11 protein-coding genes are annotated in these 14,090 nt (G+C 56.7%); 7 read left to right on the top strand and 4 right to left on the bottom strand.

Going from position 1 to position 14,090, the window contains the following annotated elements; all coding sequences use genetic code 11:
* The first annotated feature begins 116 nt into the window (after positions 1–116).
* The 6 genes from D2E25_RS03765 to pepN all read left to right on the top strand — a co-directional run bounded on the left by D2E25_RS03765 (position 117) and on the right by pepN (position 9,577).
* Positions 117–992 carry an N-acetyltransferase gene (locus tag D2E25_RS03765; RefSeq protein WP_125979951.1) on the top strand — a complete coding sequence of 292 codons (876 nt, stop codon included), beginning with the start codon at positions 117–119 and terminating at the stop codon, positions 990–992.
* On the top strand, positions 989–2,545 hold the full coding sequence (locus D2E25_RS03760) for an MFS transporter (RefSeq protein ID WP_125979949.1): 1,557 nt from the start codon (positions 989–991) through the stop codon (positions 2,543–2,545). Before D2E25_RS03765 ends, D2E25_RS03760 begins: the two co-directional genes overlap by 4 nt.
* 395 nt (positions 2,546–2,940) lie before the next feature.
* Entirely contained in the window at positions 2,941–3,696 is a 756-nt protein-coding gene (gene dapB, locus D2E25_RS03755) for a 4-hydroxy-tetrahydrodipicolinate reductase (RefSeq protein ID WP_125979947.1), read from the top strand.
* A 177-nt stretch (positions 3,697–3,873) separates the two neighbouring features.
* Positions 3,874–4,779 (top strand): 4-hydroxy-tetrahydrodipicolinate synthase, encoded by a 906-nt coding sequence (gene dapA, locus D2E25_RS03750; RefSeq protein ID WP_125979945.1) that lies wholly within the window; start codon positions 3,874–3,876, stop codon positions 4,777–4,779.
* Positions 4,780–4,886: 107 nt separating this feature from the next.
* Entirely contained in the window at positions 4,887–6,737 is a 1,851-nt protein-coding gene (locus tag D2E25_RS03745; protein ID WP_125979943.1) for a ribonuclease J, read from the top strand.
* 227 nt (positions 6,738–6,964) lie between these two features.
* Positions 6,965–9,577 carry an aminopeptidase N gene (gene pepN / locus D2E25_RS03740; protein WP_125979941.1) on the top strand — a complete coding sequence of 871 codons (2,613 nt, stop codon included), beginning with the start codon at positions 6,965–6,967 and terminating at the stop codon, positions 9,575–9,577.
* Between the two features lie 406 nt (positions 9,578–9,983).
* On the opposite strand, the gene D2E25_RS03735 is transcribed toward pepN, so the two are convergent.
* From D2E25_RS03735 to D2E25_RS03725, 3 genes are all read right to left on the bottom strand, one after another.
* Complete coding sequence (locus D2E25_RS03735) at positions 9,984–10,268, bottom strand: addiction module antidote protein (protein ID WP_125979939.1); 285 nt, start codon at positions 10,266–10,268, stop codon at positions 9,984–9,986.
* Entirely contained in the window at positions 10,265–10,639 is a 375-nt protein-coding gene (locus D2E25_RS03730; RefSeq protein WP_241216997.1) for a type II toxin-antitoxin system RelE/ParE family toxin, read from the bottom strand. The genes D2E25_RS03735 and D2E25_RS03730 overlap by 4 nt, the downstream gene beginning before the upstream one ends.
* 470 nt (positions 10,640–11,109) lie before the next feature.
* Entirely contained in the window at positions 11,110–11,973 is an 864-nt protein-coding gene (locus D2E25_RS03725; protein WP_125979937.1) for a hypothetical protein, read from the bottom strand.
* A 509-nt stretch (positions 11,974–12,482) separates the two neighbouring features.
* Between D2E25_RS03725 and D2E25_RS10455 the strand changes: the two genes are divergently transcribed.
* Positions 12,483–12,626, top strand: coding sequence for a hypothetical protein (locus tag D2E25_RS10455; RefSeq protein ID WP_164514705.1), 144 nt, complete (start codon positions 12,483–12,485; stop codon positions 12,624–12,626).
* A 489-nt stretch (positions 12,627–13,115) separates the two neighbouring features.
* On the opposite strand, the gene D2E25_RS03720 is transcribed toward D2E25_RS10455, so the two are convergent.
* Complete coding sequence (locus D2E25_RS03720) at positions 13,116–13,682, bottom strand: helix-turn-helix domain-containing protein (RefSeq protein ID WP_125979935.1); 567 nt, start codon at positions 13,680–13,682, stop codon at positions 13,116–13,118.
* Positions 13,683–14,090 lie beyond the last annotated feature (408 nt).

Raw genomic sequence — 14,090 nt, 5'->3', positions numbered from 1 at the left:
TGCCTGCGGGAGGAAAACGCGCCGCAGGAGTCGTGCCGGATGGGAGCCGCGACCCTTGGAAGCATGTGTGGGCGGGCACACGTGCAGGACGCAACACCAGTTAAGGAGAACACATCATGGCTGCGATGAACGCAACCAATTGCAATGCCGCCACACCCGGCACCACCAATGACAACGATCGTCACCACAACACGGCCGCAAGCCAGCCTGTTATCTACCGACCAATGACATGGCAAGACTTGGATGCCATCGTCGAAGAATTCGACCGCACCTGGGGCTATTGCAGCTCCGCCGCCGGCACACCAATGTCTATGCCGCTTTCACGGCATTTTGTATTGCACTACCTTGCGCCAACTACGCGCGGTGATATTGCGGAACGAGACGGCCAATTTATGGGCGTTACCCTCTCGCGCGCTGCTGGCCAACCGGTACTATTCCCGCAGGCTGCGCAAGCGCTCGCCGATGTTGATAGCGAACTGCGCCAAGACCCAGTAGGTGCGCAGGCTCTTGAAGAGACGCTCCGTTGGCATGAGATTGAACGAGAGTTGGAACGTGACATCGATATCAATACTTCCGCTCCCGCAGAAATTGAGTTATTTCTGGTTGCAGCCGCTGCACGTGGGCATGGCGTTGGCGGCACATTGTGGCGCCGTCAAATGCGCTATTTTGTTGACTGCGGCGTGCCGAGGTACTTCCTGCACACGGATTCAAGCTGTGATGTGAGCTTCTATGATCACAAAGGGCTGGACTGCGAAGCTACGCGCCTTGCAGCTGACCACCCGGAAGACAACGGCACGATGGATGACGTTTTCATCTACGCCGGCAACCCGCGCGGTAACCAGCCCAACCAGCTCAAACAGCCCAGTGAGAACGTAACTAGTAATGAATCTATGAGCGCAACCAGTGCAACTGCTAGCACAGATGCCACTGGCGTGATGGGCGGTGATCAATCGCCTGCCGACACTGCTGATGCTCAGGAGGATGTGCGATGAGCAACATCGAATCCTCTGTGCTTGAATCCGCTGCGCCTGACAACGCTGTGGCTGACAACGTTGGAGCTACTGCGAACGTTATCGCAGCTCCTGCGGCAACTGGCTCACCCTACGCGCGTCTATTCCGCATTCCCGGTGCCAAAGCATTCTGCGTATCCGGAGCGGTAGCACGTCTGCCAATATCTATGATGAGCCTTGGCATTGTGCTTGCGCTCAATCACTTGTATGACAATTGGACCGTCGCCGGTTCCATGAGCGCCGCGTACATTCTCGCAGTCGCCGCTGTCACACCGTTCTACGCGCGCCTGTTCGACCGGTTTGGCCAACGCCGCGTTGGCACGATTGCACTGAGCGTGCAAGTGATTGCCATGCTTGCCTTCGCGTTCGCCGCATTGAATCGCGTACCGATTCCCATGCTGTTCGCGCTGGCAATCATCATGGGCTTTACGCAGTTTTCTTTCGGTGCGCTCGTGCGAACCCGTTGGGCGTACGCGTTGCGCGGCTGCGACAATCCTGCATTGCTCAATACTGCGTACGCGCTTGAATCCGCAATCGACGAAATCGTATTCATCGTCGGCCCGATTCTCGCCGCCTTCCTCGCCACCTCGGTGCATCCGGTGTCACAGCTGTTTGTACCAACACTCGCGTGCGGCATTGGCGGCGCAGTGTTCTTCTCGTTGAAAAGTAGCCAGCCAGCCGTTGTCAGCGAAATGGTGACGGTTGAAGCAGCGGCTCGTGATGATGAGGATGTACGCGAAGCAATGCGCAACGGCGAGGTTGAAGGTGCGCTTGAAAGCGTTGCTGCCACGTCGGGCATGCCGGTGATGCATGCGGACAGTGCAGACAGCGCGGATGCTACTGCGCGCGCTGCTGCAAACGTTGCGAATGCTGCAAACGTTGCGAATGCTGTGTCGAGTGCTCCATCTCCCCGCCGGAATATTGACCGTCTGACTATCCACCGGTTGCGCCGCTCTGGAGATAAGCCGAAAAGCGCGTTGCGGTACCCGGGCATTATTCCGATTCTGGTCGTGTTCCTCGTGTTTAACATGAGCTTCACCGCTTTTGACGTGTCAACCACAGCCACAATGAAAGCAGCCGGAGTTGAACAATGGCTCGGCTTGCAGCTCGCCATGTTCGCGGTCGGCTCGTGCGTGGGCGCGGTGATTTTCGGTTCGCGAGCAATGAAAGGGTCGCATTGGCGGCACATGGTCGTGTTCCTCGTGCTGCTCACGATCGGATTCGTGGGTTTCCGCCTCGTAATGGACAATTTCATTGTCCTCGGCATTCTTGAAGTGTTGACGGGCCTATGCGTTTCGCCCCTGTTTGCTACCGGCAACCTGATTGTGAAAGGCATCGTGCCCGAACGCTCACTGACTGAAGGCCTGTCGTGGCTGACGACTGCTGGCTCGGTCGGTACATCGTTCGGCTCCACGTTTGCTGGCGCAGTGCTCGACGCGGCCGGCCCGCACGTGAGCATGATGATCCCATGGATCGCCGTCGGCTGCTCCGTCCCCCTAGCCCTCCTAGGCTGGGCCCTAGCTCGCCGCCGCTAGTGTTCGGAATCGCGCTATCGCGCGATGCTGTGTTGTTTGGCGGCGCTTGATTGCGCCGCGACGCTCCCCCACCCGGCTGCGCCGGGAGCCCCCTCAGCCGAGGGGGCCGAGGCTAGCCGCACCCTTGATAAGGGGCACAGTAATTCACAGCAAAGCCAATAATGCTGGCGGAGCCTTGGCCCCCTCGGCTGAGGGGGCTGGCCGCCGAAGGCGGACTGGGGGAGCGTCAGGCGGCACGCAAGTGCCGCCAACAGTACAGCATCGCGAAGCGATTCCGCTTTCGATTCCGCACGCTCATGGACTCGACTGCGAACGATTCGCCACCCTGCCTTTATAGTGGTAAACGGTCAATATGTCACGGCATCGCGCAATCGCGTACGCGGGAGGAGAATACTATGGCGGTGAAGGTTTCGGTAGTTGGCGCTAAGGGGCGCATGGGCTCTCATGTTGTTGAGGCGGTGCAGGGCGCGCAAGACATGCAGCTGGCGCTTACGCTCGACGCTGGCGACGATCTGACGACGATCACCCCGAGCAACACTGACGTAGTCGTTGAGTTCACTGTGCCAAGCGTGTCGCTCAACAACGTGCTCGCCTTGATCGCGCAAGGCGTTGACGTAGTCGTTGGCACTACCGGCTGGACTGCCGACAAGCTCGCGCAGGTCACCGCCGCGCTCGAGAACGCCCCGCGCGAAAACCAGCAGGTATTTATCGCCCCGAACTTTGCGATTTCCGCAGTGCTCGCCGATCATTTCGCCAAGGTCGCAGCTCCGTATTTCGAATCCGCCGAGGTTATCGAACTGCATCACCCCACCAAGGTCGATGCTCCCTCCGGCACCGCGATTCACACCGCGCAGGGCATTGCGGACGCTCGCCGCGCGGCAGGGCTCGGTGCCATGCCTGACGCTACCGAAACCGATGGAGGCTCGCGCGGTCAGGTAATCGACGGCGTGCACGTGCACGCGATTCGTCTGCGCGGCCTCAACGCTCACGAAGAAGTGCTGTTCGGTAACGCTGGCGAACAGCTGACCATTCGCGCTGATAGCTTCGACCGTATCAGCTTCATGCCGGGCGTTCTGCTCGCCGTACGCAAGCTCGCCGCCGGCGGTCACAGTGGCCTCACTGTCGGCCTCGACAAGTTCCTCGACCTATAAACTTAAGCAAACGCGAATAATTGCAGTGAGGGCTTTCTGACTGATCTTGACAAAGATTATTGATCAGCAGAAAGCCCTCACTGTTATGCCATCTGCAATTATGACCATTGTCTCGAGGGGTGGAAATCGTGTGGTGGAACTGGCTGTGAGTCCCGACCGAGAAGTACGGTAGGGCGTATGAGTGACGGTTCGATGCATCTTCTCAATCCGGCCCCGTTTGGGCGTATTCTTCCCGCTATGGTCACCCCGATGAAGGCCGATGGTTCGGTCGATTTCGAGGCGGCACAGTCCCTGGCCAAGCAGTTGGTTGCTGACGGCGCCGATGGTCTGGTGGTCAACGGTACTACCGGCGAATCTCCAGTTACTCACATGGAGGAGAAGGTCGAGCTCGTCCGCGCAGTCAAAGAAGTCGTCAGCGTTCCGGTCATTTCCGGCGCGGGCTCCAACGACACTGCACACACCGTGCGCATGGTCGAGCAGACGCAAGAAGCCGGCGCAGACGCAGTACTGGTCGTCATGCCGTATTACTCCCGCCCGAGCCAGGATGGCGTCGTCGGCCACTACGCAGCCGTTGACTCCGTGGCTGAAAAGCCGATTATCGTCTACGATGTGCCGGGCCGCACGGGACTCAAAGTAAAAGTGGAGACGTACGATCGTCTCGCTGAACTCGAGCACGTCAAGGCCGTCAAGGACGCTACCGGCGATCTGGCTGCCGCTGTTGAAAAGCAGCAGCGCACTGGTCTCGCCTGGTATTCCGGCGATGATGGCCTGTTCCTGCCGTTCCTGTCGATTGGCGCGGTGGGTATTATTTCCGTGATCGCACACGTGGCATCCAATCCGATGCGTCAGCTGGTCGAAGCGTTCGACCGCGGCGATATTCACGAAGCGCAGAAGCTCGCGAACCAGCTGGCTCCGCTGGTGCACGCACTGAACGGTGATGGCTATCAGGCTGTGATGGCCAAGGCCGCGCTCAAGATGAAGGGTTACTTGAGCTCTACGACGATGCGTCTGCCGAACATCGGTCCGGATGCTGAACAGCTTGACAAGGCGGAAGAGGGTATGAAGGCCGCGGGCCTGCTGTAATAGGCCTGCTGCAATACCGCCTAGGCGGGCTGCTGTGTGCCAGCCCGCCTCAAGACGTCGCCTTCGCGCCCCTATGCGAAGGCAAAGAACAGAAAACACAACAGAGAATGGCACAAGAAAACACCAGAAAGAACAATTCCCGCCGCTCGCGTTCGGGCGGCTCAACGCGCCGCCGCGGTTCTGCAAATCGCGGCAACGGTGGCAACAACCGTAACAATAACGGTGGCAGCTTCAAAGGCCAGGCCACCGCTCCCCAGCAGGACGATGTCCTGATCGCCCCGCCGAAGTACCGCAAGGGTTCGATGCGCATCACGCCGCTTGGCGGTCTTGGTGAAATCGGCCGCAACATGAACGTGATCGAATACAACGGTCACCTGCTGCTCATCGACTGCGGCGTACTCTTCCCGGAGGAGGAGCAGCCGGGCGTTGACCTGATCCTGCCTGATTTCAGCTATATCAAGGATCGTCTCGACAAGGTCGATGCGCTCATCCTCACCCACGGTCACGAAGATCACATCGGCGGCGTCCCGTACCTGCTGAAATTGCGCCCGGACATTCCACTGATCGGCTCCAAGCTCACGCTCGCTTTCGTGGACGCGAAGTGCAAGGAGCATCGCCTGAACCCCACCAAGGTGGAAGTGCAGGGCCGTGACAAGCTCAAGGTTGGCCCGTTCAACCTTGAGTTCATTACCGTTACGCATTCGATTCCGGACGCGCTGGCTGTGTATGTGAAGACGCCGGCGGGCTCGCTGATTGATACGGGTGATATTAAGCTCGATCAGCTGCCGCTCGACCATAAGATTACTGATCTGGTGGAGTTCGGTAAGATCGGCGAGCAGGGCGTGGACCTGCTGATGATGGATTCCACGAACGCTGAAGTTCCGGGCTTTGTGAAGCCGGAAACGTCGATTGGTCCAGCGCTTGATCAGGCGTTTGCGCAGGCGAGCCGCAAGATTATCGTCGCGAGCTTCTCCTCGCACGTGCACCGCGTGCAGCAGGTGGTGGATACCGCGCACAAGTACGGTCGCAAGGTTGTGTTCGTTGGCCGCTCGATGGTGCGCAACATGTCGATTGCTGCTGACTTGGGCTACCTGCACCTGCCGGAAGACACGGTTATCGACTTGAAGCAGGCGCACGACGTGCAGGACGACAAGATCGTCTACATGTGCACTGGTTCTCAAGGCGAGCCGATGGCCGCTTTGGGTCGTATTGCGGACGGCAACCACCGTGATATCACCGTGAACGAATTCGATACGGTGATTCTCGCGAGCTCCTTGATTCCGGGCAACGAGCACGAAGTGTACAAGGTTATCAACAAGCTCGTGCAGTTGGGCGCGCGCGTGGTGAACCGTGATAACGCGGCTGTGCACGTCTCCGGCCACTGCAACGAGGGCGAACTGTTGTACATGTACAACATCGTCAAGCCGAAGTGCGCGATGCCAATCCACGGTGAGAACCGTCACTTGGTGGCGAACGGTTTGATCGCGGTGAAGACTGGCGTGGACCCGCAGAACGTGGTGCTCGCAGAAGACGGCGACGTGGTGGATCTCTACCACGGCCAGGCTGCGGTGGTCGGCTCGGTGCCGTGCGGTTACGTGTACGTTGACGGCGATTCGGTTGGTGAGATTACTGACGAAGAGCTGGAGAAGCGTCGTATTCTCGGCACGGAAGGCTTTGTGTCTAGCTTCGTAGTGGTTGATACGGAAGCTGCTGAAGTGGTGACCGGCCCGAAGATCTTCCTGAATGCGGTTGCAGAAAATGAGAGCGAATTTAACAAGGTTCGCCATCAGATTGTCGAGCAGTTGCAGGATGCGATGATGAGCGGCACGAAGGACACGTACAAGTTGCAGCAGATCATGCGCCGTACGCTCGGTGGCTGGATTGCACGCCAGTTGCATCGCAAGCCAATGATCGTGCCCGTCGTAGCCGATATCGCCCAAGACATCATCGAACAGTAGGCGCTGTAATCGCGGTTCCACTGACGCAGGGGAAGCTGGTTCGCAGGTGTTTATTAACAGCCACCTTAACCCAGCTCCCCTTGTCAGGGGAGCTGTCAGCCGCAGGCTGACTGAGGGGTAGTCAGAGCCTTAGTCCCTGACTACCCCTCAGTCGTGTTTCGCGCAGCGACTTTCTAAACCCAAGAGAGCCCCAAAGAATCCAAAAAAATCCCACAAGGAGAGAACACATGCCAGGATCCAACCTCACTCGTGTTGAAGCCGAGGAGCGTAAAGCCATTGTCCTCGCGCCGATTCACTACGCGGTCGCACTTGACTTGACTGTCAGCGCGCGCACGTTTACGTCCACGACGACGATTACGTTCGGCGCTCAGGCTGGTGCGAGCACGTTCCTTGACTTGATCGCGGACAACGTTTCCGAGATCACATTGAACGGCGAATCCCTCGACCCGTCTTCCGTGTTTGTTGACAATCGTATTCAGCTGACCGGTTTGAAGGAGCATAACGAGGTTACCGTGAAGGCTGACTGCGTGTACTCCAACACGGGTGAGGGCCTGCACCGTTCTGTTGACCCGTCTGACGGCAACATCTACCTGTACTCTCAGTTCGAAGTGCCGGATGCGCGCCGCGTGTACGCCGTGTTCGATCAGCCTGATCTCAAGGCTACGTTCGACTTCTCCGTGCTCGCTGCACAGTCGTGGATTGTGACTTCGAACATGCCGGTTGCAAACGTTACCGAAGTTGAGAACGTTACTACCGCTGAGGGTGTGCTGGGCGATCATGCTCCGGAAACTGCCAAGCGCTGGGTGTTCGAAACCACGCCGGTCATGAGCTCCTACCTGACTGCGATCTGCGCCGGCCCGTACGCCGAATGGCACACCGAGTACCTGAACGAGGATGGTCGCACTATTCAAATGGCTCAGTACTGCCGTCAGGCGCTGGCTGAAGCATTCGCGAAGGACGTGGACTACCTGTTCGACATTACGAAGAAGGGCTTCGCGTTCTACGCTAAGACGTGGGGCGTGCCCTACCCGTACGCTAAGTACGATCAGATTTACGTGCCGGAATACAACGCGGGCGCCATGGAAAACATTGGCATGGTCACCATCCGCGACCAGTACGTGTTCGAATCGAAGGTCACCGACGCACTGGCCGAGCGCCGCGTGGTCACCGTCTTGCACGAGCTCGCTCACATGTGGTTCGGTGACTACGTGACCATGAAGTGGTGGAACGACCTGTGGCTCAACGAGTCCTTCGCCGAGTTCACGTCCACGCTCGCTACCGCTGAGGCTACCGAATGGCATGACGCGTGGGCCACGTTCTGCTCCGGCGAGAAGAGCTGGGCACTGCGCCAGGATCAGCTGTCGACCACGCACCCGATTGTCGCTCCGATCAACGATCTCAACGACACGTACGTGAACTTCGACGGCATCACCTATGCGAAGGGCGCCTCCGTGTTGAAGCAGCTCGCGTTCTACGTGGGCCGTGAGAAGTTCTTCAAGGGCATCAACGCGTACCTCAACAAGCACGCGTACTCCAACGCGACCCTTGCTGACCTGCTGCACGAGCTGGAAATCACTTCCGGCCGCGACTTGAAGGCTTGGAGCGCCCAGTGGCTCGAACAGTCCGGTATCAACACTATTACCACCGAGGTTTCCACCGCCGCTGACGGCACGATCGAAAAGCTGACTCTGCGCCAGTCCGCCCCGGCCGAGCACCCGGTGCTGCGCGCGCATCGTCTGGCTGTTGGCTTCTACAATGAGGACCCGGCTACCGGCAAGATCGTGCGTACTGATCGTTTCGAACTCGACGTGGACGGCGCTGAGACTGTCGTTGCCGAAGCTGCTGGCAAGGCTCGCCCCGCGCTGATTCTGGTCAACGATGACGATCTGACCTACACGAAGCTGCGTTTCGACGCGGCATCGCTCGAGTTTGCGCTCGCCAACCTGCAGCGTTTCGATGATGCGCTTGCTCGCGCCATCATCTGGCTGGCCCTGTGGGATATGACTCGCGATGGCGAACTGGCTGCCGAGAAGTTCGTTGACGTGACCCTGCGTCTGCTCGCCACGGAAACCGAATCCACCACGTTCCGTTATGCGCTCGCTTGCATGAGCACCGCAGCTTGGCATTACACGGCTCCGGCTGCTCGCGCATCCGTGATCGAGCATGTGGCTGCCGAACTGTGGAAGCTCGCGTCTGCCGCTCCGGCTGGCTCTGACCAGCAGTTCCAGCTCATTACCGCCTACCTTGGTTATGGCGAGGAGGGCGACGAAGCGTTCGCTGCCAACGCTCGCGGCCTGCTCGACGGTTCTGTGACGCTGGAAGGCTTGGAGATCGACAACAACTTCACGTGGACGCTGATGAACGCGCTCGCTTCCGTGAACGTGTACGGTGATGCTGAGATCGACGCGCAGCTGGCTAAGCGCGACACCACTGAGAACCGTGAGTTTGCGCTCGGCGCTCGTGCTGTGCGCGGCAATGCTGAGGCTAAGGCGTGGGCGTGGGATCAGGCTCTGCACAATGATGAGCTGACCAACATGCAGCTCGAGGCTGTGGCTCGCGGTTTCGCCGCGACGCCGCGCGCTGACCTGGCTGCCCCGTACGCTGCCAAGTACTTCGACGTGGTTGACTGGGTGTGGAAGAACAAGACGTTCCACATGGCCGAAGCACTGCTCGAGGGCCTGTACCCGGCGTACGCTGACCCGGCTGAACTGGTTCGCCTCGGCGAAGCTTGGCTGGCTGAGCACAAGGATGCGGATAACGCGCTGCTGCGCATTATCTGCAGCGAGATCGAATCCTCCCAGCGCACGCTCAAGGTCCGCGATTTCAACGCTGCGCTGTGAGGTTGCGCTGTAAGGGTGCGCGCCCGGCGGGATTGTACTGGTCCTGCGCGCGCTTGACCTTGTTAGCATGATGGCTCCGCTCCAACGCGGAGCCATCATGCTATGTAGGGGGTGGAACATTGGCTGAATGGGCCATAGTGGCTTGATTGGGTCTTCGACTGATTAGCTGGCTAATGAGACTAGATACACCAGTCCGATTGTGTGCATATTCGGACCGTTTAGTTTTGGTGTGTACATATCCGGTCCATTTAGACACCCCCTTAGGGTTGGTGGTGAACCGGATATGCACACTACGGAGATGATGAACCGGATATGCACACGATTGGCTGTTGTTGGTGAACCGGAAATGCACACTATGAGAGTGATGGTCCAGATATGCACACAATTGAGATAATGACCCATACGATCAGGCGGCTTGGATGCTGATGCGCGCACCGAGGGCTTTGAGAACTTTGAGAATAGTGGCATAACTCGGATTGCCATCACGGCTAAGGCTCTTATATAGGCTTTCTCGCCCCAAACCTGTTTCCTTAGCAATCTGGCTCATTCCCCTCGCCTTGGCGACATTGCCTAAGGCGACTTGCAGAAGAACGGGGTCGTTATATTCCGCCGCAGCATCGAGATAGGCGATCATATCCTGCTCGGTTTCCAGATATTCGCTGGTGTCATAGGTGGTGAATTCTTGACTCATTGCTGCTCCTTGTATTCGTTGAAAATTTTTCGGGCCTGTTCGATATCAGCTTGTTGGGTGCTTTTGTCACCGCCAATGAGCAGGAGTATGAGTACGTTGCCTTGTATGGTGTAATAGACCCGGTACCCTGCTCCGGTGTGAAATCGCATTTCACTAATGGAGCCACCTACTGATTTGATATCTCCAATCGGTCGGCCGTGGATTGCGCAGGCGTCCAGGCGTGCTTCGATAGCAGCTTTAGCTCGCGTGTCTTTGAGATGATGGAGCCATCGTCGGAATTCAGTGGATTGCCTGATTTCCATACGCTTTAGTGTATCTTGTGGGATACGATTAGTCAACCGATGATTGATTCCAAATTTGTTGAGTTTCATCGCGTTTCCCCTTCCTGTTCCTAGTTGTTTTCGATTGTGTGCATATCTGGACCATTCATTTATGGTGTGTGCATATCCGGCCTATTTGGATACCCCCTTAGGGTTGGTGGTGAACCGGATATGCACACTACGGAGATAATGGTCCAGATATGCACGCGATTGGCTGTTCTGAATAGTCCGGATATGCACACAACTGTTCTGAATAGTCCAGATATGCACGCGAGTGGCTGTTCTGAATAGTCCGGATATGCACACAACTGGGCTGATGGTCCGGATATGCACACAAACAATCGAAGCGAGCTAAATCCCGTTTGCTCTCATAGTCTTGTTGACCTCCATAGTTCCGTTGCTCCCTATGGTCCCCGTTTTGTTTCCCATAGTCTCGTTGGTCTTTCTAGCCTTCGTTTGTTCCCCCATAGTCCCCCCACTTGTCCCATGGTTCCTTGTATTCCCCTGGTGTCAGTCCCCAATTAGCCATCTCTTGGCACACCGTACCGATTCATTTTGCGGATTAGTGGTTCGCGCTGCAGTGCTTCAACGAACGAGAATCGAAATAGGGTATCCGCAGTAAGCTGAATGCGCTCCTCCCGCTCCTTCTCGGCAATCACCGTATCGGGGAGATTACCGTTAACGTACATTGCGGAATCCTTGTATTTCACTCGTCCATCGAGCTCGGCCACGATCAGCCGACCGTCATTGGTCCGCCATGCAAAGTCAACTCGGTCCACGCGCATGGGATTATCCGGGTGAGGTATTTCTACCTGCAGGTCTGGTGGTGTGTAACCTGCTTCAACCATCACCCCATATGCGAATGCTTCGCCACCGTTTTCGGTTCGCCCTGTCGCGTGGGTGAGTGCACGCAATGCGGCTGTGCGCTTTTTTCCAGGCAAAGTAGTGAACGATTCCATGAGGTCGGTTTTGGTGCAAAGTTGTTCTCGTAGTGTGGCTTCGAGTACGGCTAGTCCATCAGGTAAGGATAAATGGCGGACGCAATCGAATATGGTTCGGTCGAGCGGGGTGACGCGCACGCCGTCCACTATGACGTAGGTATGGTCACGCAAGTAGAGATGACGTATGTTGCTGTAATCGCGTACGTGTGAGCTGCGCGAGGTGGCGATAAGCGCTGTGTCCATGTAGCGTTGCGACGTGTTAACACCGTAGAGTGCGGCGGCGGTCATGCCGCAGAAGATCCAGTTCGGATGTTGTGCGGCGAGTGAGCGGATGATGCGCCGATATTGCTCGTGACGGGGGAGTGTATTCCAGTGGGTGGGCCGCGCGTGGAGGTTGCTGAAGACGCGGATGAGTTCTTGGGCAGCGCGTCGACGCTGAATCATGTGCCGTTGTGGATCGGTACGTGCCCATACGCAGATTCGATGTTGTTCGGCGGTCTCGCAGAGGGTTCTGAATGTGTTATTAGTTTTCATGCGATGACCATAGCGGATTTTTTCGATTTGCCCCATGATTTTTGGCCAATGTGGTCGAAGGCTATTTTTCGTTGGAATTCCGCCATTTGAACAATCTTTTATAAATGTGGATAACTCACTATGTGGGAAACCTCCATATATATGGACAAAATCGAGACCGGATTGGTTTGGAGACTGGATTTTGGTTGGTGTGATTGGTGTGATCGGTTGGGCTGATTGGACCGATTGAGCTGATTGGGTAGTGATGGGTCGATTAGGTGGGTAGTCGGATCGTGTGCATATTCGGACTATTCATTTCTGGTGTGTGCATATCCGGCCTATTTGGACACCCCCTTAGGGTTGGTGGTGAACCGGATATGCACACTACGGAGGTAATGCACCGGATATGCACGCGATTGGTTGTTCTGAGTGGTCTGGGTATGTACACAACTGGGGCGATTGGGTTGGTTGGCTGGTCGAGCTGGGTTGGTTGGCTGGCTGGGTTGGGCTGGTTGGGCTGGTTGGGCTGGTCGGGCTGGCTGGCTGAGTTGGTTGGCCGGGTTGATTGGGTAGTGATGGGCTGATTGGGTAGTGATGGACCGATTGAGTGAGCAGTCCGATTGGGTGAGCAGTCCGATTGGGTGAGCAGTCCGATTGGGTGAGCAGTCCGATTGGGTGAGCAGCTCGATTGTGTGCATATCTGGTCTGTTTATTTTTGGTGTGTGCATATCCGGTTCATTTAGACACCCCCTTAGGGTTGGTGGTGAACCGGATATGCACACTGCAGAGATAATGAACCGGATATGCACGCGATCATCCGTTGACGGTGAACTGGATATGCACACTATGAGAGTGATGGGCCGATTATGCACACGATTTGGATGGTGCTAATGAACCGGATGTGCGCACGGAGTAAATGAAGTCCTGATTTTCGAATGAATTGGGTGACATCTCGCTTATTGAGCAGAGGTACGTTGCGTCGTATAGATTGGGTCACGCCTCAACTATTGGAATGGACTAATCACGAATTCGATCTCTTGATAAGAGTGTCAGAGTTATGAGCTCTTGGTGATTCATGTCCATTGGAGTTCGCCTTTGGGTAGATAGACGTTGTATGCGAGGAAGTCGGGGTCGGGGTCGGTTGTGGAATGGTATATCTTGCGTAGTGGTGTCCACTGGTGGGGGAGTCGTAGATCTTGAGGGCGGATGGTGGTGTCTATTGGCCAGTGTTGGTGTTGGTAGAGGCCGCCCATGAAGGCGCGCCATTGTTCGTTTGGCATGCGTTTGATTACGGTATTGAAATCGGTGGGATGATCGTCTGGGGATTCTAGGAGTTCGCGTAGGCTTGCTGAAATGGCTGACCATGATTGGTCTGTTGTTTCAGCATTGCGATTGATGGTTTCGATGAGATCATCCATGCGAAGCCCCGTGATGCTCAAAGTGGCCTGCTCGAGCGGTGTGAGGGTGAGCGTGTAGCCGAGTCGTTCTGCGGCGGCGGCGATCTTGTTGAAGGATGGGTCGTTTCGACCGTTGATGGCTCGTGAGATAAGCGATTCGCTCAGGCCGGTTGCCTTGGCAAGATCGCTTGCATTGAGTCCGGTTGCGTTTTGTAACTGACGAAGAATCTCCGATGATTGCATATTTGCAAGTATATCGTATTCTTGTAAATATGCAATTTCTGTATTTGAAATGGGCGGAATCGTGCTATCGCGCGATGCTGTGTTGTTTTGGCGGCACTTGCGCCGTCGACACTCCCCCAGTCAGCTGCGCAGCCCCCTCAGCTGAGGGGGCCGAGGCTCCGCCAGCATGTTTAGTTATGCTGTAAATCAATGCACTGCATTATCAAAGGTGCGGTAGCTCTAGCCCCCTCGGCTGAGGGGGCTGGCCGCCGTAGGCGGACTGGGGGAGCGTCAGGCGGCATGCAAGTGCCGCCAACAACACTGCATCGCGCGATAGCGCGATTCTATTGCAAGTGCGTTGAAAAATGACCACGCCTATGTGAAACATGCGCTGGTGGTGCTCAACTTTTGCAGCGTTGGGTTATGGCA

It is taken from the genome of Bifidobacterium goeldii, assembly GCF_003951095.1.
Taxonomy (GTDB): Bacteria; Actinomycetota; Actinomycetes; order Actinomycetales; family Bifidobacteriaceae; genus Bifidobacterium; species Bifidobacterium goeldii.
Note: the sequence above shows the minus strand (reverse complement) of the source record. Positions and strands in the feature narration are given on the sequence as shown.

What these genes read in the sequence shown, in the direction of transcription:
- D2E25_RS03765 (WP_125979951.1), top strand. Translation starts at nt 117, where the DNA reads ATGGCTGCGATGAACGCAACCAATTGCAATGCCGCCACACCCGGCACC.
- D2E25_RS03760 (WP_125979949.1), top strand. Translation starts at nt 989, where the DNA reads ATGAGCAACATCGAATCCTCTGTGCTTGAATCCGCTGCGCCTGACAAC.
- dapB (WP_125979947.1), top strand. Translation starts at nt 2,941, where the DNA reads ATGGCGGTGAAGGTTTCGGTAGTTGGCGCTAAGGGGCGCATGGGCTCT.
- dapA (WP_125979945.1), top strand. Translation starts at nt 3,874, where the DNA reads ATGAGTGACGGTTCGATGCATCTTCTCAATCCGGCCCCGTTTGGGCGT.
- D2E25_RS03745 (WP_125979943.1), top strand. Translation starts at nt 4,887, where the DNA reads ATGGCACAAGAAAACACCAGAAAGAACAATTCCCGCCGCTCGCGTTCG.
- pepN (WP_125979941.1), top strand. Translation starts at nt 6,965, where the DNA reads ATGCCAGGATCCAACCTCACTCGTGTTGAAGCCGAGGAGCGTAAAGCC.
- D2E25_RS03735 (WP_125979939.1), bottom strand. Translation starts at nt 10,268, where the DNA reads ATGAGTCAAGAATTCACCACCTATGACACCAGCGAATATCTGGAAACC.
- D2E25_RS03730 (WP_241216997.1), bottom strand. Translation starts at nt 10,639, where the DNA reads ATGAAACTCAACAAATTTGGAATCAATCATCGGTTGACTAATCGTATC.
- D2E25_RS03725 (WP_125979937.1), bottom strand. Translation starts at nt 11,973, where the DNA reads ATGATTCAGCGTCGACGCGCTGCCCAAGAACTCATCCGCGTCTTCAGC.
- D2E25_RS10455 (WP_164514705.1), top strand. Translation starts at nt 12,483, where the DNA reads ATGTACACAACTGGGGCGATTGGGTTGGTTGGCTGGTCGAGCTGGGTT.
- D2E25_RS03720 (WP_125979935.1), bottom strand. Translation starts at nt 13,682, where the DNA reads ATGCAATCATCGGAGATTCTTCGTCAGTTACAAAACGCAACCGGACTC.